26 protein-coding genes are annotated in these 25,269 nt (G+C 61.4%); 9 read left to right on the top strand and 17 right to left on the bottom strand.

Going from position 1 to position 25,269, the window contains the following annotated elements; all coding sequences use genetic code 11:
- Nucleotide 1 precedes the first annotated feature (1 nt).
- From LC298_RS04265 to LC298_RS04210, 12 genes are all read right to left on the bottom strand, one after another.
- Entirely contained in the window at nucleotides 2-574 is a 573-nt protein-coding gene (locus tag LC298_RS04265; RefSeq protein ID WP_131564349.1) for a protease inhibitor Inh/omp19 family protein, read from the bottom strand.
- Between the two features lie 198 nt (nucleotides 575-772).
- On the bottom strand, nucleotides 773-1,330 hold the full coding sequence (locus LC298_RS04260; RefSeq protein WP_131564351.1) for a sugar O-acetyltransferase: 558 nt from the start codon (nucleotides 1,328-1,330) through the stop codon (nucleotides 773-775).
- 152 nt (nucleotides 1,331-1,482) lie between these two features.
- Complete coding sequence (gene rpsP, locus LC298_RS04255) at nucleotides 1,483-1,947, bottom strand: 30S ribosomal protein S16 (RefSeq protein WP_131564353.1); 465 nt, start codon at nucleotides 1,945-1,947, stop codon at nucleotides 1,483-1,485.
- 13 nt (nucleotides 1,948-1,960) lie between these two features.
- Entirely contained in the window at nucleotides 1,961-2,479 is a 519-nt protein-coding gene (locus LC298_RS04250) for a GNAT family N-acetyltransferase (RefSeq protein ID WP_131564355.1), read from the bottom strand.
- Complete coding sequence (locus LC298_RS04245) at nucleotides 2,476-2,811, bottom strand: chorismate mutase (protein ID WP_131564357.1); 336 nt, start codon at nucleotides 2,809-2,811, stop codon at nucleotides 2,476-2,478. The genes LC298_RS04250 and LC298_RS04245 overlap by 4 nt, the downstream gene beginning before the upstream one ends.
- A gap of 10 nt (nucleotides 2,812-2,821) precedes the next feature.
- Nucleotides 2,822-4,372 (bottom strand): signal recognition particle protein, encoded by a 1,551-nt coding sequence (ffh, locus tag LC298_RS04240; protein WP_131564359.1) that lies wholly within the window; start codon nucleotides 4,370-4,372, stop codon nucleotides 2,822-2,824.
- A gap of 345 nt (nucleotides 4,373-4,717) precedes the next feature.
- Nucleotides 4,718-5,692, bottom strand: coding sequence for a sensor histidine kinase (locus LC298_RS04235; protein ID WP_131564361.1), 975 nt, complete (start codon nucleotides 5,690-5,692; stop codon nucleotides 4,718-4,720).
- 151 nt (nucleotides 5,693-5,843) lie between these two features.
- Nucleotides 5,844-6,731, bottom strand: coding sequence for an NAD-dependent epimerase/dehydratase family protein (locus LC298_RS04230; RefSeq protein WP_131564363.1), 888 nt, complete (start codon nucleotides 6,729-6,731; stop codon nucleotides 5,844-5,846).
- Nucleotides 6,728-7,543 (bottom strand): glycosyltransferase, encoded by an 816-nt coding sequence (locus tag LC298_RS04225; RefSeq protein WP_131564365.1) that lies wholly within the window; start codon nucleotides 7,541-7,543, stop codon nucleotides 6,728-6,730. The genes LC298_RS04230 and LC298_RS04225 overlap by 4 nt, the downstream gene beginning before the upstream one ends.
- Nucleotides 7,544-7,571: 28 nt before the next feature.
- Nucleotides 7,572-8,273, bottom strand: coding sequence for a DUF1194 domain-containing protein (locus tag LC298_RS04220; RefSeq protein WP_131564367.1), 702 nt, complete (start codon nucleotides 8,271-8,273; stop codon nucleotides 7,572-7,574).
- Nucleotides 8,274-8,275: 2 nt separating this feature from the next.
- The gene (locus LC298_RS04215) at nucleotides 8,276-8,482 is read right to left on the bottom strand and encodes a DUF1737 domain-containing protein (RefSeq protein ID WP_131564369.1); all 207 of its coding nucleotides are present in this window, start codon (nucleotides 8,480-8,482) and stop codon (nucleotides 8,276-8,278) included.
- A 6-nt stretch (nucleotides 8,483-8,488) separates the two neighbouring features.
- Nucleotides 8,489-9,376, bottom strand: coding sequence for an HpcH/HpaI aldolase/citrate lyase family protein (locus tag LC298_RS04210; protein WP_131564371.1), 888 nt, complete (start codon nucleotides 9,374-9,376; stop codon nucleotides 8,489-8,491).
- A gap of 85 nt (nucleotides 9,377-9,461) precedes the next feature.
- Between LC298_RS04210 and LC298_RS04205 the strand changes: the two genes are divergently transcribed.
- From LC298_RS04205 to LC298_RS04190, 4 genes are all read left to right on the top strand, one after another.
- Nucleotides 9,462-10,646 (top strand): NAD(P)/FAD-dependent oxidoreductase, encoded by a 1,185-nt coding sequence (locus tag LC298_RS04205; protein ID WP_131564373.1) that lies wholly within the window; start codon nucleotides 9,462-9,464, stop codon nucleotides 10,644-10,646.
- 71 nt (nucleotides 10,647-10,717) lie between these two features.
- A complete protein-coding gene (leuD, locus tag LC298_RS04200; RefSeq protein WP_131564375.1) occupies nucleotides 10,718-11,323 on the top strand; it encodes a 3-isopropylmalate dehydratase small subunit in 606 nt (201 codons plus the stop codon).
- Between the two features lie 136 nt (nucleotides 11,324-11,459).
- Entirely contained in the window at nucleotides 11,460-11,711 is a 252-nt protein-coding gene (locus tag LC298_RS04195; RefSeq protein WP_131564377.1) for a phosphopantetheine-binding protein, read from the top strand.
- Nucleotides 11,711-12,922: a beta-ketoacyl-[acyl-carrier-protein] synthase family protein gene (locus LC298_RS04190; protein ID WP_131564379.1), complete on the top strand. Its 1,212-nt coding sequence runs from the start codon at nucleotides 11,711-11,713 to the stop codon at nucleotides 12,920-12,922. Before LC298_RS04195 ends, LC298_RS04190 begins: the two co-directional genes overlap by 1 nt.
- Nucleotides 12,923-12,928: 6 nt before the next feature.
- On the opposite strand, the gene LC298_RS04185 is transcribed toward LC298_RS04190, so the two are convergent.
- The gene (locus LC298_RS04185) at nucleotides 12,929-13,669 is read right to left on the bottom strand and encodes an alpha/beta fold hydrolase (protein WP_223385550.1); all 741 of its coding nucleotides are present in this window, start codon (nucleotides 13,667-13,669) and stop codon (nucleotides 12,929-12,931) included.
- A gap of 207 nt (nucleotides 13,670-13,876) precedes the next feature.
- Between LC298_RS04185 and LC298_RS04180 the strand changes: the two genes are divergently transcribed.
- From LC298_RS04180 to LC298_RS04165, 4 genes are all read left to right on the top strand, one after another.
- Nucleotides 13,877-14,374, top strand: coding sequence for a MarR family winged helix-turn-helix transcriptional regulator (locus LC298_RS04180; protein ID WP_199223160.1), 498 nt, complete (start codon nucleotides 13,877-13,879; stop codon nucleotides 14,372-14,374).
- A complete protein-coding gene (locus tag LC298_RS04175) occupies nucleotides 14,371-14,757 on the top strand; it encodes a RidA family protein (RefSeq protein ID WP_131564385.1) in 387 nt (128 codons plus the stop codon). Before LC298_RS04180 ends, LC298_RS04175 begins: the two co-directional genes overlap by 4 nt.
- A 96-nt stretch (nucleotides 14,758-14,853) precedes the next feature.
- Complete coding sequence (gene leuB, locus LC298_RS04170) at nucleotides 14,854-15,960, top strand: 3-isopropylmalate dehydrogenase (RefSeq protein ID WP_131564387.1); 1,107 nt, start codon at nucleotides 14,854-14,856, stop codon at nucleotides 15,958-15,960.
- A gap of 208 nt (nucleotides 15,961-16,168) precedes the next feature.
- Entirely contained in the window at nucleotides 16,169-17,203 is a 1,035-nt protein-coding gene (locus LC298_RS04165; protein ID WP_131564389.1) for an aspartate-semialdehyde dehydrogenase, read from the top strand.
- An 86-nt stretch (nucleotides 17,204-17,289) separates the two neighbouring features.
- Here LC298_RS04165 and LC298_RS04160 read toward each other — a convergent pair whose 3' ends face one another.
- From LC298_RS04160 to LC298_RS04145, 4 genes are all read right to left on the bottom strand, one after another.
- Complete coding sequence (locus LC298_RS04160; RefSeq protein WP_131564391.1) at nucleotides 17,290-20,520, bottom strand: efflux RND transporter permease subunit; 3,231 nt, start codon at nucleotides 20,518-20,520, stop codon at nucleotides 17,290-17,292.
- 5 nt (nucleotides 20,521-20,525) lie between these two features.
- Nucleotides 20,526-21,662 (bottom strand): efflux RND transporter periplasmic adaptor subunit, encoded by a 1,137-nt coding sequence (locus LC298_RS04155; RefSeq protein WP_131564393.1) that lies wholly within the window; start codon nucleotides 21,660-21,662, stop codon nucleotides 20,526-20,528.
- Between the two features lie 162 nt (nucleotides 21,663-21,824).
- Entirely contained in the window at nucleotides 21,825-24,092 is a 2,268-nt protein-coding gene (locus LC298_RS04150) for a xanthine dehydrogenase family protein molybdopterin-binding subunit (RefSeq protein WP_131564395.1), read from the bottom strand.
- A gap of 2 nt (nucleotides 24,093-24,094) precedes the next feature.
- Entirely contained in the window at nucleotides 24,095-24,568 is a 474-nt protein-coding gene (locus LC298_RS04145) for a (2Fe-2S)-binding protein (RefSeq protein WP_131564397.1), read from the bottom strand.
- 112 nt (nucleotides 24,569-24,680) lie between these two features.
- On the opposite strand from LC298_RS04145, the gene LC298_RS04140 reads away from it, so the two are divergent.
- Nucleotides 24,681-25,268: a TetR/AcrR family transcriptional regulator gene (locus tag LC298_RS04140; protein WP_158284653.1), complete on the top strand. Its 588-nt coding sequence runs from the start codon at nucleotides 24,681-24,683 to the stop codon at nucleotides 25,266-25,268.
- Nucleotide 25,269: the final 1 nt, after the last annotated feature.

Here is a 25,269-nt window from a genome sequence, read left to right as displayed (position 1 = left end):
CCTAGCGCGACAGCGATATCGCGCTTCCGCCAGTCGTCTGTCCGTTGAACTGACCGTTGCCGGATGCAAACAGCGTGGCGACCTTGTTCCCGCTGGAATCGCTGAGCACGACCTGCTGGCCCTGCACATCCCAGGCGGCGACGCTCGCCGCATCTCCGGGACAACCGCGTGACGCCGCGCGGAATCCGCCGGTCCACTTCGTCAGGGCCATGAACATCTGGCAGGACGACCCCCCTGTCGTGACTTTCCAAGCGCCAACGAGCGATTCGCGGGTCACCGGCGCTGCCGTAGCCACCTGCTGAACGCTGCTGTCCTGGACCGTAGAGCTATCGTCAACGCCGACCGTCGCGTCTTCGCCCGGAGGCGTGGGAAAATCCGTCTGCGTCGCCGCGTCGGGTTGAACGGGCGGCGGTAGCTGACCGCTGGTCACCGTGCCGGAAGGCGCTGCTGCAATCGGCGCGGGCGCAGGCGCGGGACGGGTGTTGAACGTGTTGAACCGGGAACTTGTACAACCGCTGACGAACACGCCCGCCGCAATCACACATGCCACCGTGGCAAGCGCGGATTTCTGCATCACAATCTCCTGTTTGCCGGGCAGCTTCGCCGCCGACACAATCGCCCTTCAGTCGCGCAGTAAAATGGCGAAATAACGAAAACACAACCTTAATAGCGGGGTCGTGCCGAATGCGCTACCGGCGATTGCGCACAACGTGAGGTGATCGTGCACGCTGATCTGACGAGCTCGTGCTCGCACGGGCGTACTTTTCCGGCGTCACTGCCGGGAAACATATCGTGCCGGATTTCCCACGACCGTGGTTTCGGGGGCGACGTCTTTCGTCACCACGCTTCCCGCGCCGACGATCGACCGGTCGCCGATCGCAACGCCCGGAAGCACGATGGCGCCGCCGCCGATCCAGACGTCCTCGCCGATCGTGACCGGCCTTGCGACCTCCAGGCCCTCCCGACGTTTGACCGGATCGAGGTGATGTTCCGCGCAATAGATCTGCACGCCCGGACCGAGCATGGTCCGCGCGCCCATCCTCACCTTCGCGGTATCGAGAATGATGCATCCGGCATTGAGAAACACACCGGCCCCGAGAAAGATGTTGAAGCCGTAGGGGCAGTGGAACGGCGTCTCGATCACTACGTCCGCGGGCGCGGCGCCGAGGAGTCCGGCGAGGGCCGGGCCGATGTTTCCTCTCCGGCCGGGCGCCATGGTGTTGTGTTCGTGTATCGCCGCGCGAGCGCGGGTCCGCAGGCTTTCGAGTTCCGGATCGATGCAGCTATACCACTCGCCGGCCTCCATCTTTTCCCGCTCGGTCTTCGCCATGGGCCGCCCGCAAGCTCCTTGAATGGCGTTCCCCGACGCAGTCGAATCTGCGCCTTTGCACGAAGGATTGCCCGAAAACCGGCAAAAGAAAAGCGGGCCCGGAAGACGTTCGCCGCCCGGCCCCGCTTGATGATATTGGCGCGTAAGGGCGCTTATTCCGCAGAAGCCGCTTCCTCTTCGGCAGGAGCTTCCGCGGGCGTCTCTTCGGCCGGTGCTTCCTCTGCAGGTGCCTCGGCTGCCGCCTTCTTCTCCTCGGTGGCCGCTTCCTCCGCGGCCTTGGCATCTTCTTCCTTCTGCTTCTTCATCGCTTCGCGTTCCTGGGCGGCCTTGCCCGGAACGGCCTTTTTCGGGTTGTTGCGCCCCTCGCGCTTCACCAAGCCGGCGGCGTCCAGGAAGCGGGCCACGCGGTCGGTCGGCTGCGCGCCGACTTCAAGCCAGTGCTTGATGCGGTCCTCGTTCAGTGTGACGCGCTCGCCGTCCCTGGGAAGCATCGGGTTCCACGAGCCGACCTGCTCGATGAAGCGGCCGTCGCGCGGCGAACGCACGTCGGCGATGACGACGTGATAGTAGGGACGTTTCTTGGAGCCCGCGCGGGCCAGACGGATTTTCAGTGCCATTTCTCGTTTCCTTTCAATAACGGCGTTCAGTCGCCGGCGAGATGTGCCGGAATCTAAGACGGGGTTCGTCCCGCAAGGTCGTTGGTGTCATAGGGGTTGCACCCAGCCGATCGAGCAGCTTGTGCGAGCGCGTGTTGCGCGGATGGACAAAGCTCATCAGCGGCGGCAGTCCCAGGGTGTCGGCCGCCCATTCGCGCACCGTAAGGACCGCCTCGGTCGCAATTCCCCGGCCCTCAAAACCGGCGAAGAGCCCCCAGGCGAGTTCGGGCTCGTCGAGGTAATGCGGCTGCCAGAGCCCGGCATATCCGGCCAGCTCGCCGGTTTCGATGATCTCGATCGCGAAAATGCCATAACCGTTCAGCACCCATTCGCCGGAGAGCGAGGCGAAGGCGGTCCATGCCTGCCATTCGTCCTTCGGCCCGCCGATAAAGCGTGTGCGCGCTTCGTCCGCCACGAAGGCGGCGTAGGCGGGAAAGTCTTCCGGACGCCACGCCCGCAGGATGAGGCGCTCGCTGCGCAACGCCGCGATCATTGTTCGCCCCCCTCGTTCCTTGCACTCGCGCTACCGGCGATCGCCTCGTGATGACGGATGACTTCCCTGACGATGAAGGCAAGGAACGTCTCGGCGAAATCGGGGTCGAGATCGGCGTCATGGGCGAGCTGCCGCAGCCGCTCGATCTGTCTTGCTTCGCGTTCCGGATCGGACGCCGGCAGGCCGTGCGACGCCTTCAATTCGCCGACGGCCTTCGTGCAGCGGAACCGCTCGGCAAGCGTGTGGATGAGGATCGCGTCGAAATTGTCGATCGAGCGGCGCAGATCCTTCAGCAATTCGGCCGCGTGATCGGAGGTGCCGGTGACGTTCATCGCATGCGCCTCACTTCTTCTTCGGCAGGCCGGGCAGGCCCGGGCCCGTGCCCATGCCTGGCAGGGACGGACCACCGAGGCCCGGCAGTTTCGGCACTGCGCCTGGACCGCCGAGACCGGCCGCCTGTGCCTGCTTCTGCAGGGCCTCGAGCTGCTTCGGGTCCAGGTTGGCGAAATCGGGCATGCCGCCCATCCCGCCGCCCGGCAGACCCATCTTGCCGGCCAGGCCGCCCATCATCTTGCCCATCACGCCGCCGCCCTTCTTGCCTCTCATGGACTTCATCATGTCGGCCATCTGGCGCTGCATCTTCAAAAGCTTGTTGATCTCGGCGGCGTTGGTGCCGGAGCCGGCGGCGATGCGCTTCTTGCGGCTGTGCTTGAGCAGTTCCGGGTGGGCGCGTTCCTTCGGCGTCATCGACTGGATGATAGCGATCTGACGGCCGAACATCTTGTCGTCCATGCCGGCGGCGGCCATCTGGTCCTTCATCTTTCCCATACCGGGCATCATGCCCATGATACCGCCCATGCCGCCCATCTTCTGCATCTGGCGCAGCTGGTCGGCGAGGTCGTTCAGGTCGAACTTGCCGTCCTGCATCTTCTTGGCCATCGCCGCGGCCTTTTCCGCGTCGATGTTCTCGGCGGCCTTTTCGACCAGCGAGACGATGTCGCCCATGCCGAGAATGCGGTCGGCGATGCGCTTGGGATGAAATTCCTCCAGCGCATCCATCTTCTCGCCGGTGCCGATCAGCTTGATCGGCTTGCCGGTCACAGCGCGCATGGACAGCGCCGCGCCGCCGCGGCCGTCGCCATCCATGCGGGTCAGCACGATACCTGTAACGGAGATGCGCTCGTCAAAGCTCTTGGCCAGATTGACGGCATCCTGACCGGTCAGCGAGTCGACCACCAGCAGCACTTCGTGCGGATTGGCCGCCTTGCGGATATCGACCATCTCGACCATCAGCGGCTCGTCGATATGGGTGCGGCCGGCGGTGTCGAGGATGACCACGTCATGGCCACCAAGCTTGCCCGCCTGAACGGCGCGCCTGGCGATGTCGACTGGCGACTGACCGGCAATGATCGGCAGGGAAGCGACGCCGGTCTGCTCGCCGAGTTGCTTGAGCTGTTCCTGGGCAGCCGGACGGCGGGTGTCGAGCGATGCCATCAGGACCTTCTTGCCCTGTTTCTCGGACAGACGCTTCGCGATCTTGCCTGTTGTCGTCGTCTTTCCCGAACCCTGGAGGCCGGCCATCATGATGACGACGGGCGCCGGCGCATTGAGATCGATGACCTCGCCTTCCGCGCCCAGCATCTCCACCAGTTCGTCATGAACGATCTTGACGACCATCTGGCCCGGCTTGACGCTCTTGAGAACGTCGGCGCCCACGGCCCGCTCGCGCACGCGGTCCGTAAACGCACGCACGACCTCGAGCGCCACATCGGCCTCGATCAGCGCGCGCCGCACCTCGCGCAGCGCAGCCGACACGTCCTTGTCCGACAGCGCGCCGCGCCCGGTCAGATTATTCAGGATCGAACCAAGGCGGTCCTGAAGCGATTCAAACATTCGTTTCTCTCCACTTTCGGTCTCTCCCGAAAGGTAGGCATCAGCGGAGGCGTTCGAAACCCCAAAGCCGGAAAGCACCCGGGGGCGCATCGCGCTGCCGGGTGTTGACCTCCGGGATCGTCCGTTTGGCGGCGTCCCGGTCGGTGGCTCGGAGTTTCAACTCTTCGCTATTCGGGCGCGCCTATGGCGGAAACGGGGGCGGGAGTCAAGGTTGGGCGGCACGAAACATTGGCGGGAGGCGGCCTGTCACGGTGCGGCACCGGCTTCGCCGCCTCGCACAACCCCCCGACGGAGCGCCCGGCGCTCCTGATCGCAGAATGCGTGACACGGGCCGCGCACCGCATGCTAGGCAAGAACGTCGACCAGGAACTCGCAGCGAAATCCCGTTTTGCAATAGTCGATGTCGACGGCTCCGCCCAGCACGGTCCGAATGAGTTTGGTTCCGAAGCCGGGCATGCCGGACTCTGTGACTTCCGGGCCTCCGGTCTCCGTCCACCGGAAACGCGCTCGTCTCGGATTCTCGGTGCGTTTCAAGGTGATCGCCACCATCCCCTGGCTGGAGGAAAGGGCTCCGTATTTGCAGGCGTTTGTGAGCAGTTCGTGCACGACCAATGAGAAGTTCTGCGCCATCCTCTCCCGCAAGAGGATGTCCTCGTCGAAATCGGCCACGAACCGGTCTTCGCCGGTCACGAACGGGCTGATCTCCGCTTCGATAATCCGTGCGGCCGTGACCCCGGCGGACTGCTCGTCCGGGCGAATGACCTGGTTGCGCGCCAGCACTTTGATTCGGTCCGCAAGCGTTGCTGCAAATTCCTCAACGGCCGGGGAGCCCTTGGCCGAAAGCTTGATGATCGAAAGCAGCATGTTGGCGAAGTTCGACACCCGGTGGTTCAACTCGTCCGTCACCAGCCTGAGCTGCTCCTCCGCTTCCTTGGTCTTGGTGATATCGATGACATGGCCGATGAACTTGATCGTCGCGCCGGAGTGGTCCTGCAACGGCTCGCCATGGGCGAAAATCCAGCGGCGCTCGCCCGTGCTCGTATCGATGCGGCATTCGAAGGACCAGGGCTCCCCCGCCTCCATCGCCGCCTTGTTCAATCCGTCGACGCGCTCGCGGTCAGCCTCGACGACATGCTCGAGAAACTGATCGTACGTCCATTCCGGAAGTTGTTCCTCATAGCCGAATATCTCGTCGTGCCGGGCATTTCGCCAGGCATGGCCCGTCGTCAGGTCGAGATCCCACACACCGATCTTCCCGGTGGCCACAACCATGCGCAGATGCTCTGCGAGATTTTCCGGTGTAAGTACGTGTTCCATCATGCCTGCCTGGTGCTCTCGGCGTCACTAAGCGGCAAAGCGGGCGCTTCCGCAAGTCACCCGACCGGAAACGCTTCAACGGCACACTGGCCATCCGGCCGGTTAAGCGCCCCGCCTTCGCCATCAGCGTCGTCAGTTCATCGTGCGCAAGCGCTCAGACGAGACCGGTCAGATCGAGATGTCCGCGCGGCCGCCAGCCGAGGCCCCGCAGACGCGTGCAGTCCATCGCATTGAAGCCCGGCGCCTCCGCGTGGCCGGGCAGCGGGCCCTTGCAGCCCGTCAGCCGCGCATATTCGCCGAGCAGGTCGCGCCGGTCGAGAAGAATGTCGGAGACATTGAAGACGAGGCCGGGACTTGCGGCCCGGATGTCGTCCGGATCCGCCTCCAGCATCAGGCGAACGGCCGCCGCCATGTCCTCGCCGTGAACTTCCGTGGCGGCGCGCGGCGCGATCGGACTTTCGGCCAGGTAATCGTCGAAAAGGTCGCGCCATTTGTGAAACCTTCCTTGTCCGGCGGGGCCGTAGACCCCCGTGACCCGCAGGGAAACCGGTAAGGAGGCGAAATTCGAGAGCTCCTGCAGCGCCAGTTCGACCTCGCATTTGACCTGTCCGTAAAGCGTGTCGGGCCGAGTTGTAGTGTCTTCCTTGAGCACCGCGCCGGGTGGCTGGGTGCCGTAGACGGCGCGACTGGAAAGAAAGACGGCGCGCTGGACGCCAGACGCCGTTGCAGCCGCGAACATCGCGACCGATCCGCCGACATTGAGCCGGCGGAAAGCCTCGGGATCTGCACCTTCTCCGCCGCGGTATTTTCCAGCCACGTGGTGAAATGCGGCGTGAACGAAGGCGTCGACGCCGTCGAACATGCCGGCCGGAAGTAGATCCGGCTCGAGACCGGCTTCGATCCACCTTACCGGCTGGGAGAAGAACCCGGTTTCCGGGGAGGTGCGCCCCGTCACCGTGACTGCGTATCCCGCGGCAAGCAGGGCCTCTACGATGAAGCGTCCGGCAAAGCCCGTCCCGCCGCTCACCAGTGCCGTTTTCAACTTCCGGGTTCCGGATGGGCCAGCGCGTCGATATCGGGAATATCCTCGCCCGTTCGATAGGCATTCCAGAGATCGATCAGCGGCCGCAGGCGGTCGCGCTTCGGATGATCGGCCTGCCACGGCTTTTCATACTGATAGTGAACGACGCGCACCGACTTCCAGTCCCACAGTTCCGGCATGTTGAACCAGACATATTGCAGCATGTTGTCGAACACCGGCAGGCCGTGCCAATCGGGAAAGAACGACTGGAGAAACGTCTGGTCGGTGCGCCTCCAGAAGATGTCCGGCTGGTCCAGACGCTCCATCATCGACGCGAATGTCGTCTGCGACGGTTTGGCGGTGAATACGCCGGAATTGAGCCGGTGGAAATCGGCGAGGGTTTCATAGACGTTCGGCGCGGCGGAGAATTCCGGATAGCCGAACAAGCGGTCGATGTTGCGCAGCACGATCGCATCGGCGTCGATGAATACGCAGTTGCGGTAGGTATCGAGTTGCCACAGCCGCAGCTTGGCGAAATTGTCGAGCGGCGTATGGAAGGCGGGCTTTCCCCCCTTGGTGAATGGCGCATTGGCGTGCAGGCGGGCGCGTCCATGCCGCGCATTGAAGGCGGGGGAGGTGTCGAGCAGGGCCGCCTCTACGCAGAGTGCGCCGAGTGCCCTCAAGGGTTCGAGATCGCTGTCGGCCACCGCCCCGGTATGCATCACCACGATGTCCGCATCGGTTGCGGTCAGCGCCAGCGAGCGCACGAGCGCGATCGCCGCATCGGCATAATCGTGATTGGTGACGAGCGTGACATAGGCGTTTTCGGACATTGTTGCTCGGATGGTTACGCGGCTTCGTTCATTGTGCCATCGACAGGGCGGCGCCGTTGATTTCGCGCAGCAGCTTTCGCTTCATCGACGCCTCGTAGTCCGCGAAATCGGCGGCAACCTCGACGAAAGCGCCTGGGCCATGGATAACCTTGGATCGGTAGTAGGCGACTGGGTCGGGTTGCTCGCCCGCGATCACCAGTCCGTTGACCGTGACATTCTCGAAATCGAAATTCGCGAAGGCAAGCGGCGGCTCGTATCCGTCATTGTTCACCCCGTCGCCGGAGACGTCGACGACGCTCCGCTCGCACTGGATAGGGGCCTGCGACAGGCGAATCGCTGCATGCCCGAGTGCAAAACCGAGCGCTGTCGGAAACTCGTCGAAACGCCGCTCATGGGCCGCGATCCTGGAAGCGAAATCGAGAATGTCGGTATCGGTGGCGACAAAGGACCATGGCGCGATCTCGATCTGCTGGTTCCGGCCGCTCCACTCGAACGCGGTCGCCTGTATGCCGCCAGCCTCGATGATTGCTTCGCGAACGATATCCGCGCGCAGCGCGTCCGCGAGACCATTCATCTGCAGGCTATATTCCGTTGCATCCACGCTGGCGGAAACATCGATCGCCAACACCAGGGCCAGGCCGCATCGTGGCTGGGTAGCTGCGGGCGATGCCCCGGTCAACAGGAGCGCGGTTATCGCTGCTCGCAATAAAACCCGTGGCAATCGCGCCATGCCTACTGCTCGCCGAGCTTCATCGAGGGATCGTAGGACTTTCCCTCGACGGATTTCACCACTGCCTGCGCGCAACGCAGCTGATGCGTCACAGCGTCGAACGCGTAAGCCGGCGAACCATGCAGCGTCCAGCCCTTCGCAAGCGCCTCACTGACCTTGTGGCAGAAACTCGAATCGTCGGGTCCGGTGAGCAGGCGGTAAAGCTGCATCGCTATCTACTCCTCGTTGCGGCCCTGCATTGCGGCCAGCGCCAGCGTCCGTCGCGCTTCTTCCAGATGCAACCGTTCCACCAGCCGGCCGTCAAGCGCGATGGCGCCGGCGGTAACGTTTTCGGGCCGGTCGTAGGCCGCGACGATGGCGGAAGCTTCCTCGATCCGGGCGTCCGACATGCCGAATGCCTCGTTCGCCACCGTTATCTGGCCCGGGTGAATCAGCGTCTTGCCGTCAAAACCCATGCGCGCGCCGTCGTCACACTCGGCTCTTAGGCCTTCGGGATCCCTGAAAGCATTGAAGACCCCATCAAGCACATCCAGACCAAAAGCCCTTGCCGCAACCACGACCTCGCTCAGCATCGGCGTCAGCGCCGTGCGCGAACTTCCGGGCATACGCAGATCCTTCGCGAGATCATTTGGCCCGACCACCAGGCAATCCAGCCGCGAACCCGTCGTCTCGCCCCGTTCGGCGATCGCCGCCACATTGAGAATTGCCTTCGGCGTCTCGATCATCGCCCAGAGCCGGAGCTCCTCGCCGGCGTCGGCCTCGGCCAGCATGTCGGCGACATCCGCCACATCGCTTGGCACGTCGACCTTCGGAATCAGGATCGCATCCGGCATGCAGGCGCGCGCCGTGAGCAGGTCTTCAGGCCCGTCTCGCGTCGACAGGGAGTTGATCCGTATGATCCGCTCGGACCGTATCGCCGGGTTCTCGTGAAAATACGCCCGCAGCGCTTCCCGTGCGGCGTCCTTGGCATCGGGCGCCACCGCGTCCTCCAGATCGAAGATGAGCGCGTCGCAAGCAAGCGACCTGACCTTTGCCATGGCCTTGGCGTTGCTGCCGGGCACGAAGAGAACGGAGCGGCGGAGACGAAGAGGACGCACGGACATGGTTTTCTCTGCCACGAACGCGGCAGGGGCGACAAGCTGCAAATCCGCTTGACGCGTTGAGCCGGCGCAGGCCAGCGTCGCCGGAATGAAAAGGATCGACCCGAACCGTTCCAGTATAGCAATCGTCGGTGGCGCGCTCGCCGGCGCCGCAACCGCGTGGCATCTCGTGCGGCTTGGGTATCCGGGACCGATCACGGTCTTTGAGCGTGACCCCGGCTTTGCGCGCGCCGCAACCGCCCTGTCCGCCTCGGGTCTTCGCCAGCAGTTTTCGCGCGCCGAAAACATCCTCCTGTCGCAGAGGACGCTTCGGCTCATAAGGGGGAGAAAAACGTCTTTCGCTGCTGCGTGCGATTTCTCGTTCAGGGAGAACGGCTATCTGCTCCTTGCCTCCCAAGCCGGCCTCGCCACGTTGCGGGGCAATCACGAAATACAGAGGCGATGCGGTGCGGATATCGAGCTCCTCCTGCCAGCCGAACTGAAGCAACGCTTCACCTGGCTCGACACCGGCGATATCGCCGCCGGGACCTACGGCTGCTCGGGCGAAGGCTGGTTCGATGCAATGGCGCTCCTGTCCGCCATGCATACCGATCTTAGGGAGGCGCCGCAGGTTACATTCGAACGCGCTGAGATTCTGGAGATCAAGACGCGCAGCGAACATGTCACGGGCCTGCGCCTTGCCGAGGGAGTTCGGCCGTTCGATCGGGTCGTCATCGCCGCCGGCGCGAACTCAGGCGATCTGGCGAGGTCCGCCGGCGCAAATCTTCCGGTCGAGCCGCGCAAGCGAACCGTATTCTTTTTCAAGGCCAGGGATTGTTTTGCGGATATGCCGCTCACCGTCGATCCGAGCGGATTATATGTGCGGCCGGAAGGCGAGGGTTATATCACCGGAATTTCGCCTGGCGCCGAGATGGATCGCCGCGCCGACCCCGATGATTTCGAACCCGAGTGGGCAATCTTCGAGGAAATCCTGTGGCCACTTCTGGCAGCGCGCATTCCCGCCTTCGAGACGCTCAAGCTGCAATCCGCCTGGGCGGGTCACTACGACTACAACACCTTCGACCAGAACGCCCTCATCGGTCCCCTCGCCGAAGTCGAAGGACTATATGCAATTACCGGATTTTCGGGCCATGGCGTTCAGCAGGCACCCGCCGGGGGAGAAGCGCTCGCCGAATTGCTGCTTTTCGGCGAGTACCGTACCACAGACTGCGCGGCGTTTTCGCCATTCCGCGTCGCGGAACGGCGCCCCTTTGCCGAGCGCAACATCATATGACTTCAGAGCGCTTCATTTTTCGCCCATGCTTTGCTAAGTCCGCCTCATATTCCAAGCGGAAAGCGGACTCGATGGACAAATTCACCACGCTGAGCGGCGTTGCTGCGCCCCTCCCGATCATCAATGTCGATACCGACATGATCATCCCCAAGGATTACCTGAAGACGATCAAGCGGACCGGGCTTTCCGCCGGACTCTTTGCCGAGATGCGTCTCAACGAAGATGGTACAGAGAACCCGGACTTTGTCTTGAACAAACCCGCCTACCGAAATGCCCGGGTACTCGTCGCCGGAGACAATTTCGGCTGCGGGTCGTCGCGCGAACATGCGCCCTGGGCGTTGCTCGATTTCGGCATCCGCTGCGTGATCTCCACCAGCTTCGCCGACATATTTTACAACAATTGCTTCAAGAACGGCATCCTGCCAATCGTGGTCGGCCAGGAGGATCTGGACAAGCTGATGGACGACGCCGAGCGCGGGGCGAACGCCACGCTCACCGTCGATCTCGAGGCGCAGGAAATCCGCGGACCTGACGGCGGCGTGGTCACCTTCGAAATCGATGCATTCAAGAAGCATTGCCTCCTGAACGGACTGGACGACATTGGCCTGACGATGGAAAAGGCGGCCAAAATCGATCGCTTCGAAAAGCAATTGAACGAGAACCGCCCCTGGGCCTGAATCGTCGGCAAGCGCTCGCGAACATGCTTGTCCGGCGAGGCCCCGGATTGATTGACAGCGTGTTTACCTTCGTCGCAAAAGGAGCGTCTGGGACCGGCCATCGCCATGGCGACCGGCCAACGGAGCTTTCATCGCAATGACCACAGTACTGGATACGACAAAACGCATCATTGCGGAGAAGGCGGAACTCGATGCCGACGCAATCAAGGCCGAGACGGTCCTTGCCGATCTCGATGTCCAGTCGCTTGAACTTGCCGAAATTATCTTTGATCTCGAGGATGAATTCGACATCGAGATCGAACTCAACGCCGCCGCGGCCTGGCAAAAGCTGAAGACCGTGGGCGACGTCGCCGACGCGGTCTCCGAACTCGTGACCCACAACGCCTGATGACTCGTCCCCGCATCGTCGTTACCGGAATGGGTGGCCTTTGCTGCCTTGGCAAGAATACCGACGAGATCTGGGCCGCGATGCGGAAGGGCACCTGCGGCATCGGCCCTTTGACGATTCCCGATAAGGACGACCTCAAGGTCTCCATTGCGGGCGAAATTGCGGAACTCCCCGGTCATGATCTCGACAGGCGTCAGCTTGCGACGATGGGACGCTTCGGACTTCTCGCCGTACTCGCGTCCGGCGAGGCGTTGCGTCAGGCCGGTCTCGACGCCGGTCAAATGCCGGAAATGCGTATAGGTGCCGTGATCGGAACCGGCGTATATGGCGGAGACGCGGTCGAACAAAGCTATCGCTCGGTCTTCCGCGAAGGCAAGAAGCGGACTGATATCTTTACCGTCCCGAAGGCTATGCCTGCTTCGCCTTCGGTGCAGACAAGCATGGCCCATGGCCTCACCGGCCCCGTCTTCGGCGTCACCTCCGCCTGTTCGTCGTCCAATCACGCTATCGCGAGCGCAGTCGACCTTCTGGTTCTCGGACGCGCCGACGCGGTGGTCGCAGGCGGGTCGGAGGCACCACTTTCCTACGGAGTGCTGAAGGCGTGGGAATCCATGCGCATCCTTGCCAAGACTGGCTGCCGCCCGTTTTCCGCCGATCGTGAGGGGCTGGTGCTTGGCGACGGCGCGGGGGCCCTCGTTCTCGAAACCCTCGAACATGCCAACGCGCGCGGCGCGACGATTCTTGCCGAAATCGCCGGATCGGGTTTCTCCGCGGATGCGAGCGACATTGTTTCGCCGACATTGGAGGGGCCGGTTGCTGCCATGCGCGATTGCCTGGAGAATTCCGGGCTTTCGCCGGAGGATGTCGACTACATCAATGCGCATGGCACGTCTACTCAGGCGAACGACAAGATCGAGACCGAGGCGATCCGGGCGGTATTCGGCAAACATGCCGACGCGCTCTCTTTATCCTCCACGAAGTCGATGCACGCCCACTGCCTTGGGGCATCCGGGGCGCTGGAAGCGATCGCCTGCATAAATGCAATCCGTTACGGTATCGTACCCCCCACGGTGAACTACACGGAGTCTGATCCCGACTGCGATCTCGACGTAACGCCCAATGAGGCGAGGCGTCGCCCGGTGTCAGTCGCCCTGTCGAACGCTTTTGCCTTCGGCGGGACCAACGCGGTCATAGCCTTCAAGGCCGCATAACGTCAGTTACGCGCAGTTCCCGGCTAATTCGAGCGGTGTTGTGCCTGCGCCGGCGCCCCTCAGATGGTCGCACACGACACGATGAACATCCGCGCTCTTGAGTATTCGTCTGTGGCCCAGCCCATTCGTCGTGTGCAGTCGCACATGGGATCCCGCCCGTGCCATTCTGAGCGCGTCGGCATAGAGCACGTCCTTGTCGTCCATGTCATGAACAAGCAATACGGGCCGGTGGAACTCTTTCAGTTGCTCGGCGCCCACGATCGTTTCGATGGACCGGCCCAGAATGTGGAGCACTTTACGCTCGAAGGATTCCTGTGCGGCCCGAGGAAGTCCGATCTGCCGGCCGAACCAGCGGAAGAACGCCGGCAGGGAATTTGGCGCGGCCAGCATAACAAGGGTTTCGGGCACGCGGGCCGGTACGCATATCAAAGCGCCGACGGCAGCGTTAAGCGCAACCGCCCCTCCGAAAGAATGGCCGACCAAGGCATTAAACCCGCCATAGTGCCGCCAGGCTGCATCGATAGCCTCGATCCCCTTGCCCATGTGCAAATGCCGCCCGCTCGAAGCGCCATGGCCGGGCAAGTCCAGAAGAACAGCTTCCATTCCGCTGCTCGTTAAAGCGGCCGCCAGCTGGACCAGGTGAGCCGACCGGGAATTCCAGCCGTGAACCAACAGCACCCGGCCCCGAAAAGCCGTCGTTGCCGGGAGGAGCCACGTGGAGACGACGCCCCCGGGAACCGGCAGCATTGCCTGCTCGGCGTTTTCCGGTATATCACCGGGATATCTCCTGTTTTTCCTTCGCGCGGTTCTGGTGAAAACGCTGAAGGCGAAATTGGCGGTGGTCTTTGGCCAGACACGCCCACAAAATCCGACCGCCCGCTTTGCAATGACATCTATGACGTGCAACATCGGCTCAGATCCCTCATGTTCAATACTGAACAGAATTGTACAACTATGAACGAAATGCAAGTACAGATGTGGGACAACCCACGTTTTCGCAACTGGGTGGCTGTGGCGCGCGCCTGCCAGCTTGTCCAGCAGGCTCTGGCCCGGGAGTTGAAACCGCTTGATCTGAAGCCCCCTCACCTCGACATCATCGTCAATCTGATGCGCTCGGAAGGCATCAGCCAGCAGGACCTTGCGCACAAGCTTCTGGTCGGCCGCTCCAACATGACGATGCTGCTGCCGCAGATGGAGGAGCGCGGACTGATCGAGCGCAGGCCGGACCAGGCCGACCGACGGGTCCTCCGGCTTCATCTGACCGCCCAGGGTAAGGCCCTGGCCAAACGCGCCATTGCCATCCAGTCCGATCTGATCGACGAGGTCATGTCCGTCTCCTCGCCGGAACACTGCGAAATCATTGGGGATGCTATGCGCAGGATGACGGCGCTGATGCTGGAACGCGACAAGATCGGCATGGCGACAAGGACCCGGAAGGAGCAGAAGGCTTGACGGCAACCAGGAGGCTTGTCTCTACCGGCTCGCCTTTCGAGAAACAGGCCGGATACTCGCGCGCCGTCGTGCAGGAACCATGGTGCTTCGTATCGGGCACGACGGGATATAATTATCAAACAATGGAAATGCCGGGCGATGTGGAGACGCAAGCCGCCAATTGTCTTGCGACCATCGACGCCGCACTTGCCGAGGCCGGATTCGCGCGGTCCGACATTATCCGCGCCCACTACGTCGTTACCGACCCCGCCGACGCAGAAAGCGTATTCCCGATTCTCGGCGAGTATTTCGCGGGTATTCGTCCGGCGGCCACCATGATCGTCGCGTCCCTTGTCCGGCCCGAAATGAGAATCGAAATCGAGGTCACGGCCCTTCGGCGCTGACCGGGCGTTGTCGCCTTGTCGATACCACAGAGCGGTTGAATTCCCGTGCGCCTGCATCTATTGCGCTAGCCACATCAGACATAACGGGTGCTTTTCATGACAACGCGTTCTCTCTTCCTGCTGCCCGGCGACGGCATCGGCCCCGAGGCAATGACCGAGGTGCGCAAATTGATCGCGCACATGAATGAGGTAGAGGAGGCACGTTTCTCCATCGATGAAGGTCTGGTCGGCGGATCGGCGTATGATTCGCATGGCCAGGCGATCTCCGACGATGACATGAAGAAGGCGATGGCGGCAGACGCCGTGCTGTTTGGAGCCGTCGGCGGCCCGAAATGGGACGGCGTGCCCTACGAGGTCCGGCCTGAAGCGGGGCTCTTGCGGCTGCGCAAGGATATGGCCCTGTTCGCCAACCTGCGTCCGGCGATCTGCTATCCCGCGCTTGCCGACTCATCCTCGCTCAAACCCGACGTGGTCGAGGGCCTGGATATTCTGATCGTTCGCGAGCTTACGGGCGGCGTTTATTTTGGTGAGCCCAAGGAGATCATCGATCTCGGAAACGGTCAGAAACGCGGCATCGATACGCAAGTCTATGACACCTTCGAGATCGAGCGGATATCCGGTGTCGCTTTCGAATTGGCGCGCACACGCTCCAACAAGGTGTGCTCGATGGAAAAGCGCAATGTCATGAAATCCGGCGTCCTCTGGAACGAGGTCGTCACGGCGACCCACAAGGAAAAATTCAGCGATGTCGAACTGACGCACATGCTCGCGGATGCCGGCGGCATGCAGCTCGTGCGCTGGCCCAAGCAGTTCGACGTCATCGTTACCGACAATCTCTTCGGCGACATGCTGTCCGATGTCGCAGCCATGCTGACCGGTTCGCTCGGCATGCTGCCCTCGGCCTCGCTTGGCGCCCCCGATTCTTTGACCGGCAAGCGCAAGGCGCTCTACGAGCCGGTGCACGGCTCGGCTCCGGACATTGCCGGACAAGGCATCGCAAATCCGATCGCAATGATTGCGTCATTCGCAATGTGCCTGCGCTACTCGTTCAACGATATCGAGACTGCCGATCGGGTCGAGAAGGCAATTTCGAATGTCCTCGACCAGGGCCTCCGCACCGGCGATATCATGTCGGACGGCTGTACGAAGGTCTCCACCTCGCAGATGGGCGACGCCATCGTAAAGGCATACGCCACGGCATGAGCGGCAACCGCGAAGCCGGTACGCACCAAGCGCGCGCTTGGCGCGTCCGATTGACATTCGCCTCGGTCTGCAGCAAAACGCCGACACCATGAGCACTGCATCGTCGAAGACCACCAAGACGTACTGACCGCTCCGCCCCACACTCTCCCGGGGGCGGGACGAGTGGTGCTTTCCAAGCGACGGGGAGAGAAGAGCAGGAAGACAAGCCATGGGCTTCACCATCGCTATCGCGGGCGCAACCGGCAATGTCGGGCGCGAAATGTTGAATATTCTTGAAGAACGCGGCTTCCCGGCGGACACCATCGTGCCGCTCGCCTCTCGCCGTTCGATCGGCCAGGAGGTATCGTATGGCGAAAAAACGCTGAAAGTCCGCGCACTGGAAAGTTATGACTTCGCGGAAGCCGACATCTGCCTGATGTCTGCTGGCGGAACCGTCTCCAAGGAATGGTCGCCGAAGATCGCGGCCAAGGGCTGCGTGGTGATCGATAATTCGTCGGCTTATCGTTACGACAGCGACGTGCCGCTGATCGTACCCGAGGTCAACGCCGACGCGATCGAGGGTTTCACACGGAAAAACATCATTGCCAATCCGAACTGCTCGACGGCGCAGCTCGTCGTCGCATTGAAGCCGCTCCACGACCGAGCCCGAATCAAGCGTGTCGTCGTCTCGACGTACCAGTCGGTCTCCGGAGCGGGAAAGGATGCGATGGACGAACTGTTCCAGCAGACCCGTGCGGTGTTCGTCGCCGATACGCTGGAAAACAAGAAGTTCCCGAAGCGCATCGCCTTCAACGTCATTCCGCACATCGATGTGTTCATGGATGACGGTTACACCAAGGAAGAATGGAAGGTATTGGCCGAGACCAAGAAGATGCTCGATCCGAAGATCAAGGTGACCTGCACCGCCGTGCGCGTGCCTGTCTTCATCGGTCATTCGGAATCGGTCAACATCGAGTTCGAGAATCCGATTTCTGCAGACGAGGCGCGCCAGATATTGCGTGAGGCGCCGGGTTGTCTCGTCATCGACAAGCACGAGGATGGCGGATACATAACCCCCTATGAGAGCGCCGGGGAGGATGCGACCTTCATCAGCCGCATTCGCGAGGATGCGACTGTCGAGAACGGTCTCAACATCTGGGTTGTGTCCGACAATTTGCGAAAGGGCGCGGCGCTTAATGCCGTCCAGATCGCTGAGGTGCTCGTCAATCGCAGCCTGATCCAACCCAAAAAGCAAGCGGCCTGAGAGAAACCGCGCCGGTGACGGTCCGGTGAGAAAACGTCCGCGCGGGTAACAAGGAAGGCCGACGTTGAACGTCGGCCTTGTTGATTCTACTCCGCCGCCTTCGGATATTCGGGATAGTCCTCGAACGGGTCCTCGACTTGCGGCGGCCGCGGAGAAGCGACCCCCGTCTGCGGCTCGCCCTTCGCTGGGCTGGTACTCTTCTTCACCACCTTTGTTCTGCGCCCAATCAGCTTGGTAAGAAGTGGCCGCTCGTCGGCCATCCATTCGTTATCCCGGGTGAAGACCATCAGCGCGGCTGGTGTGACCACAAGCGTCAGCAAGGTCGAGAAGGCGAGGCCGAAAACGATCGCGCTGGATAGCGCAATCCACCACTGGGTCGACGGAGCGCCGATCGTAACCTCGTGTCCGAGCAAAGCGAGATTGACCCCGAAAGCAATCGGCAGCACGCCGAGAATGGCGGTCACAGCCGTGAGCATCACCGGCCGCACACGCTCACGGCAGGTTTCAAGCACGGCCTCCAGCTTGTCCCAGCCCTCATTGCGCAAATGGGCATAGGTGTCGATCAGGACGATGTTGTTGTTCACCACCACGCCCGCGAGCGCGATCGTGCCAACTGCTGTCATGACGATCGAGAACGGCATTTGCATAACCAAGAGGCCCAGCAGCACGCCCACCGTTGACATCACCACCGCTGTCAGCACCAGCCACACATAGGTGAAGCGGTTGAACTGGGCGAGCAGCAGCGCGAAGATCAGGAAGATCGCAACGCCGAATGCCTGGCTCAGAAATGCCGATGCTTCGGCACTTTCTTCATTTGAGCCCGCCAGTTTCCAGCGTACGTTTTCCGGCAGATCGAGAGTTGGGATCGCGTCCGCAACTTTCGCCTGGAAAACCGAATCCTGCGAGCCTTCGACCAGGTTAGCCGAAACCGTGATCGTCCGCGTGCCATCGAGGCGGGTCAGGGTTCCGAGGCTGCGCGCCGGTTCGCGGGACACGAAATTGGCGAGCGGCACCGCACCTTGCGGCGTCTCGATGCGCAATTGATCGAGCGTTGAAAGGGTTCGCCGGTTTTCCGGCAGCCTAAGGCGGATGTCAACCGCATCGTCGGCGCCCGCAGGACGGTAATCGGATAATTTCAAGCCGGTTGTCACCAACTGGACGACCGTTCCAACAGAGTTCGGTCCGATGCCGTATTTGGCCGCTTCGGTGCGGTCGACTCTTAATTCCCAGTCGATTGACGGTGGGGGAAGGCCGTCCGAAAGGTCTATCACTTCCGGTATCGATGCCAGATAATTCGCTACCTGTTTTGCCGCATCGTCAAGACCCGACGGGTCGTCGGCGGACAATTCAACCTGGATTGGCTTGCCCTGTGGGGGCCCTGCATCCGGAACCGAGACTTCGGCCTCGATACCTGGCAAACCGGCCAAGGCCCCGCGCAAGTCGGTCAGAATCTCGCTCGCCGGCTTGCGCTCGCGCCAGTCGACGAACTCATACTGGATCGTGCCGATGACATCCTCGTCGACGCTGCCGCCGAACCCACCCCCGCCGCCAAGCGTTCTTCCAACCCGCGAATAGACGGTCTCGACCCCAGGCCACTGAAGCATCTTTCTTTCAACCAGGCGAACCGCCTCGTCCTGCTCTTCAAGCGACAAATTCCCCCGCGCATGAACATAGACGAGGCCATATTCCGGCTCGACGTTCGGGAAGAACTCAACGCCCTTGTTGTTGCTGGCGAAGGCAAAGATCACCGCGGCCATCAGCGTCATGACGAAACCCATCGTGACGAACGGATGTCGGACGGCTCGTCCGACCAGCATCATGTAGGGGCCATCCGGTTGGCGTTCTTCGACATGCGCCTTGCCAAAGATCGATCCGAGCGTCGGCGCAAACAAAAGCGCATACACCATCGAGGCTGTCAGCGTGGCAATCAGGGTAATCGGCAGATAGCGCATGAACTCGCCCACGATGCCCGGCCAGAACAGGAGCGGCGAGAAAGCGGCAATACGGGTGAGCGTCGAGACGACGACCGGGCCGAACATTCGGCGCGCCGCCTCCGAAAAGGCCGGGCCGGCCTTCATGCCCTCGCTCATCCTTCGTTCGGCGTACTCTGTCACGATGATGGCGTCATCAACAAGCATTCCGACGGCGAGGATCAGGCTGAAGAGCACCACAATGTTGACCGTCAACCCGGCGAGCGAGATGCCGAGAATGCCGATCAGGAAGGCCGTCGGGATGGACATTCCGATAAGAATCGACGATCGGAACCCGAGGAAGAACAAAATAACGATGAACACCAGAATAACGGCCGTCAGAACCGAGTTCTGCAGGTCGTCGAGCATGTTGCGGATATCGGTCGACTTATCCTGGCTATAACTCACCTCAACGCCGGCGGGGAGGAACGGCTTAAAGGCTTCCGCGGTCGCCTTCACTGCATCGACAGTCTCGATCAGGTTCGCACCCGCGCGCTTCGAGACTTCAATCGCGATGGCAGGATTTCCGTTAAGTCGGGCGATCGATTCGGCGTCCTCGAAAGTCGATCGGATCAAGGCGAGGTCACGTGCACGGACAACCGCATTACCGGAGGCAGCAATCGGCAGATTGGCAACATCTTCGACGGTTTCGATAAGTGCGGGAACCTTGACCGCATATTTGCCTTCGCTACCTTCCAGCGTTCCGGCGGCAACCAGCTGATTATTTGCAACGACGCCGCCAATCAGCGCGTCGAGCTGCAGATCGTAGGAGGACAGCTTGACCGGGTCGATAATCACTTCCACCATCTCGTCGCGCGAGCCCTGCAGCTTGCCCTCGAGCACGCCGGTCACTTCCTCAATCCGGTCACGCAGATCTTTGGCCGTGCGGGTTAGAAGGCGCTCTGGCGCATTGCCGGAAAGCGTGACCACCAAGACTGGGAATTCGGAGATGTTGACTTCGTTCACCGTCGGTTCGTCGGCACCGGCGGGAAACTGCCTCTTGGCGTCCGAAACCTTCGAGCGCACGTCTTCCAGCGCGGTCGAAAGATCGGAGTCCGGATCAAATTCGATTAATACGTTGCCACCGCCCTGGTACGCGCTTGACGTGATTTTATCGATTCCCTTGATGCTCTTCACCTGAGTTTCGACCGGCCGGACAAGCAGGCGCTCGGAATCCTCCGGCGAAATACCCTGTAGTGACAGCGAGACGTAGATCACCGGAAACTGGATGTCTGGCTCGGCCTCTTTTGGGATGTTCACATAGGCGACAGCACCAGCGACAAGAAAGAACAGCAGCGCGGTAACGGTCAGCCGCGCATTCTTCACCGCAACGTCGAGAAAACTCATCACGATTATAACGCTCCCGTCCTGGCTTCCTCAATCAGCCGCTCGATCGTTTCCCGGTCACTTTCGACAGCCTTGACCTTCTCTCCATCCGCGACGAAATTCTGGCCGGCCACGATGACGCGAGCACCTTTGGGGATGCCACCGAGGATCAGTGCGCTTGTGGAATCGTCAACGATGTCGATCGGGTGGAACACGACCCGATCACGATCATCGACCGACCGGATACCCAGCTCTCCGTCGTCGTTCAGTGCGATAACCGACCGCGGAACAGGAGTTGCCAGCACCGGCCGGCCCCGCAGAATGACTTCCGCGGTCATTCCCGCAGGGATCACCAGATCCGGATTAGGAACTTCGACTTCCACAGTGAATGTACGCGTCGTTTTCTGCGCGACACGGCTGACATAGCGCACCTTGCCTGCAACCGTCTCACCCGTAACCAGGCGCAACTGCGCGTCATCGCCGACTTCGACCACGCCAAGATCGCCCTCATTGACTTCGCCGATGCCGACAATCGGATCTAGCGCGATAAGCGTCGCGACGGGGGTGCCTCCGTTCACTGAAGCACCCTCCTCAATCTGCAGGACATCAATCACGCCGTCATAGGGAACGACCACTTCGAGGCGTTCCAGTTCGGCCTTGGCCGCCTCGACCTGGCTCTCGGCCGCCCGCAAAGCCGATACTGCCGCATCAGCCTGCAATTTGGGCAGGGTGCCCCGCTCCACGAGGCGCAATCGGGCATCGGCCTCGGCTTTCGCCTGCTCCAGTTGCTGCTCCGCTGTTCGGACAGCAGCATCGCGGCCTTCAGGTGCGATTCTAGCAATCACATCGCCCTTCTTCACCGCATCACCCTGTTCGACATTCAACTCGCCGATTACTCCGCCCGTGCGCGATGTGAGCACGGTCTCCTTGTCGGCCCTGGTTACCCCGGACACCTTTACCGATCGAGCGTGCTCAACCTGCGGAATGACGGCTGTGCCGACGATCGCGAGCGCATCGTCCGCCTGTTCGGCCGTAGCGGTGACCTCGACAGGCTTCTCTTCCTCGTTGCCTATGGCACTGCCAACGAAGGAAAACTCTCCGGTTGCAATCCATGCGGCCGAACCGAGGAACACCAGTATGGCGACATAACGATTTGCTTTCATCGGCTTTCCGATCGCCCGTGCGGGCGGCTTGAGTGACTGCAGCGTGTGCGCGACACGATGAGGTTTCACATTTTTGGCCTATTGGCCGCGCGATTCCGAAAAATCGCGAAATCGATCATCTTTCCCCAAGGTTGAGCCGATCGCCGGGATCGGATCTACGTTTCAGGTAAAGGCGATGTGATTGCCCAAGGGCATCGTTCGTATACGCTCACCAGTCAGCGCGTATATGGCATTCGCTAGCGCGGGAATCGAAGGCGGCGTGCCTATCTCGCCCACGCCCCCTATTGTCTCCGCATTTTCCAGTATTACCACCTCGAATTCCGGACACTGGTGAATCCGCATTGCGTCATAATCGTAGAAATTCTGTTGCTCTACCCTTCCGTCGGAGATGGTAATCTCCTGACCGAGGGCCGAGGAAAGCCCAAAGACAATTCCCGATTCGATCTGGGACTTCACTATGCCGGGATCAAGAGCGCGGCCCACATCCGCGACGGCCCAGACCTTTTCGACCCGGATGCCGCTCGGTGTTTGTGCCACCTGCACGACCTCGCCGACATACGAACCAAAAGACAGCGTGAACGCCACGCCCTTTGCCCGGCCGTCCGGCAGGCGGCGCGCCCATCCCGAGATCTGGGCAAGCTTCTTCATCACCATCACCGCTTCGGGATGGGCGCTCATCAGCCTAATCCGCATCTCGATCGGATCCTGTCCGGTCTTCTCCGCGATTTCGTCGAGAAAGCTCTCGTGAAAATATCCGTTGAAGGAATAGCCAACCGAACGCCAAAAACCGACCGGAACCGGCATTTCGGTTTCGACGCCCGTGACCCGGTAATTAGGAATTGTATACGGCTGGTCGAAAGCGCCTTCGGTCAGCAGCCGCTCCGGACCGCCCGTTGGCAAAGACGGGAACGTGCGTCGACCGACGCTCTTGATTATCGAGGGCGTCGCAATTCGCATGTCCAGGGCCTCAACGGCGCCGTCGGCGTCGACACGCGCGCGAAACCGTCCTGCAGCCGCAGGCCTGTAGGTGTCGTGGGAGGTATCTTCTTCGCGGGTCCACGTCACCTTGACAGGCCGCCCGTCGGAATTCATGGCCATCAAAGTCGCATAGATCGAGAAATCGACTTCACCGCGGCGTCCGAAGCCACCTCCAAGGTAGGTTGTATTGACCGCGACGTCCTGGGCGTCGATTCCGGCAATTCCGGCGCAAACCGTCTGGATAACCGTCGGCGCCTGGTTCGGAGCCCAGATATCGAGCTTTCCGTCTCGCAACCATGCCGTTGCATTCATGGGCTCCATCGCCGCATGCGCGAGATAGGGAACCTCATAATCCGCTGTCAGCACCAAATCCGCCGGCGCGTCAGCGAATGCGGCCTCAACATCGCCATCATCCCGATAGGACGAACCCGCAGCGCCACTGTCCAGCCGCCCCCTGAAAACCTCCATGATCGCGTTCGTATCGTCCGGATAAGGCGCATCTTCCCATTCGACGTCGATCGCCCGCGCCGCCTGGAAAGCCGCCCAGGTGTTTTCCGCGATGACGCCAAATCCCGTGCCTGTCTGGGTGTCCATCCGCACGATCTTGATCACGCCCGGCATTGCTTCCGCTGCTGCCATGTCGAAAGATCGGATGCCGGCACCCAAGCGAGGCGACATTCTGACCGTGCCGTAAACCATGTTTGGAAGATCGGTATCGATGCCGAAGATCGGCGCCCCTGTTACCTTGGCGAGCAGGTCGGTGCGCTGCTGCGGCTTACCGAGAAGGGTCCATTCGGATGGATCCTTCAATGCCAGGTCGCTCGGTGGCTTGATCAGGGCCGCCTTCGGTCCGATTACGCCCAGCGAAACGCGCTCGCCACTGGCGGATACGACCTCGGTCCCTTCGATTAACAGGTCCGGTACTGCCTCGCCCATCTCTTCGGATGCCGCCTGTAGGAGAAGATACCGCGCGACGGCGCCAGCGTGGCGCATCTTTTCGAACGCGTCGCGCACCGACGAGGAACCGCCAGTCACCTGCAATCCGAGTAACCGGCCGGTCGCCCCGGACAGAGCACGCGTGGTTTCAGCCAGAAGCGTCTTGGCGAAAACCGGATATGGTCCGCTCTCTTCGAGCATGACGCTGTTATAATAAGCGCCGGCGGCGGGACCGTGCTCGACCTCGACTGCCGACAACCCTACACCCAGTTCTTCGGCCACTAACGCGGCTAGTGTCGTAGTAACGCCCTGCCCCATTTCAGCGCGCGGCACGATCACATGAATTTTCCCGCCGGCATCGATGCGAACAAACGGGTTGAACGTCGACTCGCCGTCCGCCAACCCGGCCTCCAGTGGATTTTCATGTGGACGGAATCCCGTGTAAAAGCCCACAGCAAGGCCGCCAGCGATGACGCCGGTGCCCACCAGGAACGTTCGCCGAAGAATCTTGCCCAAGATCAGGTCTCCGCGTCCAGCGTTACCGGCATCGCGGCCGCGGCTTTCTTGATCGCCGACCGAATGCGGGGATAGGTCCCGCAACGGCAGAGATTACCCTGCATGGCATCGTCGATTTCAGCGTCGCTTGGATGGGGGATCTCCTCGAGCAGCGCAACAGCGCTCATGATCTGGCCGGCTTGACAGTAGCCGCACTGCGGAACTTGTTCGTCCATCCAGGCCTTCTGCACCGGATGCATTCTGCCGTCTCTCACCAGACCATCGATCGTCCGCACGTCCCCATCGACGTCACCGACCGGTAACGAGCAGGACCGCACGGCCATACCGTCAATCACCACGGTGCAGGCACCGCAGGCCGCCACGCCGCACCCGAATTTCGGGCCCTTGACCCCCGCGACGTCGCGCAGAGCCCAGAGCAACGGCATCTCCGGATCGACATCCAGATCGAGCGTCTCTCCATTGACAACCAGTTTCATCGACATGCTCATTTCAAGGTGACTTGCGGGAACGTGCGGTGTCCGACCTTCTGTGGATCGGCAACCTGACAAATTGACAAAATAACGAAAACTGTCATATCGTCAAGTCATGATGCTTCAAACTTCACCGGACAAACGCGGGACGATTCTCTCGGCCGCCTTCGACGTGTTCATCAACTACGGTTTTCGCAAGACGTCGATGGACGATATCGCTCGGGCTGCAGGCATGTCGCGGCCGGCCCTTTACCAGATATTCCGCAACAAGTCGGAGATCTTCCGGGGCCTGAGCCGTAGTCTCCTGGAATCTACTGCGACAGAGGCAATTTCGGCGTTCCACGGCGCCAAGCCATTTTCCGAGCGTCTCTACGACGCACTGGATGTCAGCATACTTTCCATGCATCGCAAGATCGACGCCACGCCGCACGGCATGGAGCTAATCGGCGTCAACGAGGAGATTGCCAGCGATATCGAGGAAGAATGGTGTCAGTCCCTGATCGGAGTAATTGCCAAGGGGATTGAAGAAGCCGCGCGAACTGGCGAGGTCTCACTCGAACCTCTTGGTGTCGACGCACATGCCGTCGCATCCATCGTGATGCAGGCGATGGAGGGCATGAAGTCCAACTATTTACGCGGCAAGCCGATTGAAGACGACGTCCGCAATCTTGTCGCCTTCGTGAGCAATGCCCTGACGAAAGGGTAAA

The sequence above is a fragment of the Oricola cellulosilytica genome, from assembly GCF_019966575.1.
GTDB lineage: Bacteria > Pseudomonadota > Alphaproteobacteria > Rhizobiales > Rhizobiaceae > Oricola > Oricola cellulosilytica.
This window is presented reverse-complemented; position numbering and strand designations above follow the sequence as displayed.

Bases quoted from the DNA above. Each gene is read 5' to 3' on its own strand.
- rpsP (WP_131564353.1), bottom strand. From the start codon at position 1,947: ATGGCACTGAAAATCCGTCTGGCCCGCGCGGGCTCCAAGAAACGTCCC.
- LC298_RS04235 (WP_131564361.1), bottom strand. From the start codon at position 5,692: ATGATGGAACACGTACTTACACCGGAAAATCTCGCAGAGCATCTGCGC.
- LC298_RS04145 (WP_131564397.1), bottom strand. From the start codon at position 24,568: ATGAAACTGGTTGTCAATGGAGAGACGCTCGATCTGGATGTCGATCCG.
- LC298_RS04205 (WP_131564373.1), top strand. From the start codon at position 9,462: ATGAAAAGGATCGACCCGAACCGTTCCAGTATAGCAATCGTCGGTGGC.
- LC298_RS04190 (WP_131564379.1), top strand. From the start codon at position 11,711: ATGACTCGTCCCCGCATCGTCGTTACCGGAATGGGTGGCCTTTGCTGC.
- LC298_RS04140 (WP_158284653.1), top strand. From the start codon at position 24,681: ATGCTTCAAACTTCACCGGACAAACGCGGGACGATTCTCTCGGCCGCC.
- LC298_RS04155 (WP_131564393.1), bottom strand. From the start codon at position 21,662: ATGAAAGCAAATCGTTATGTCGCCATACTGGTGTTCCTCGGTTCGGCC.
- LC298_RS04185 (WP_223385550.1), bottom strand. From the start codon at position 13,669: ATGCTGCCGGTTCCCGGGGGCGTCGTCTCCACGTGGCTCCTCCCGGCA.
- LC298_RS04220 (WP_131564367.1), bottom strand. From the start codon at position 8,273: ATGGCGCGATTGCCACGGGTTTTATTGCGAGCAGCGATAACCGCGCTC.
- LC298_RS04245 (WP_131564357.1), bottom strand. From the start codon at position 2,811: ATGAACGTCACCGGCACCTCCGATCACGCGGCCGAATTGCTGAAGGAT.
- LC298_RS04215 (WP_131564369.1), bottom strand. From the start codon at position 8,482: ATGCAGCTTTACCGCCTGCTCACCGGACCCGACGATTCGAGTTTCTGC.
- leuB (WP_131564387.1), top strand. From the start codon at position 14,854: ATGACAACGCGTTCTCTCTTCCTGCTGCCCGGCGACGGCATCGGCCCC.
- LC298_RS04265 (WP_131564349.1), bottom strand. From the start codon at position 574: ATGCAGAAATCCGCGCTTGCCACGGTGGCATGTGTGATTGCGGCGGGC.
- LC298_RS04260 (WP_131564351.1), bottom strand. From the start codon at position 1,330: ATGGCGAAGACCGAGCGGGAAAAGATGGAGGCCGGCGAGTGGTATAGC.
- leuD (WP_131564375.1), top strand. From the start codon at position 10,718: ATGGACAAATTCACCACGCTGAGCGGCGTTGCTGCGCCCCTCCCGATC.
- LC298_RS04180 (WP_199223160.1), top strand. From the start codon at position 13,877: ATGAACGAAATGCAAGTACAGATGTGGGACAACCCACGTTTTCGCAAC.
- LC298_RS04225 (WP_131564365.1), bottom strand. From the start codon at position 7,543: ATGTCCGAAAACGCCTATGTCACGCTCGTCACCAATCACGATTATGCC.
- ffh (WP_131564359.1), bottom strand. From the start codon at position 4,372: ATGTTTGAATCGCTTCAGGACCGCCTTGGTTCGATCCTGAATAATCTG.
- LC298_RS04165 (WP_131564389.1), top strand. From the start codon at position 16,169: ATGGGCTTCACCATCGCTATCGCGGGCGCAACCGGCAATGTCGGGCGC.
- LC298_RS04195 (WP_131564377.1), top strand. From the start codon at position 11,460: ATGACCACAGTACTGGATACGACAAAACGCATCATTGCGGAGAAGGCG.
- LC298_RS04250 (WP_131564355.1), bottom strand. From the start codon at position 2,479: ATGATCGCGGCGTTGCGCAGCGAGCGCCTCATCCTGCGGGCGTGGCGT.
- LC298_RS04210 (WP_131564371.1), bottom strand. From the start codon at position 9,376: ATGTCCGTGCGTCCTCTTCGTCTCCGCCGCTCCGTTCTCTTCGTGCCC.
- LC298_RS04160 (WP_131564391.1), bottom strand. From the start codon at position 20,520: ATGAGTTTTCTCGACGTTGCGGTGAAGAATGCGCGGCTGACCGTTACC.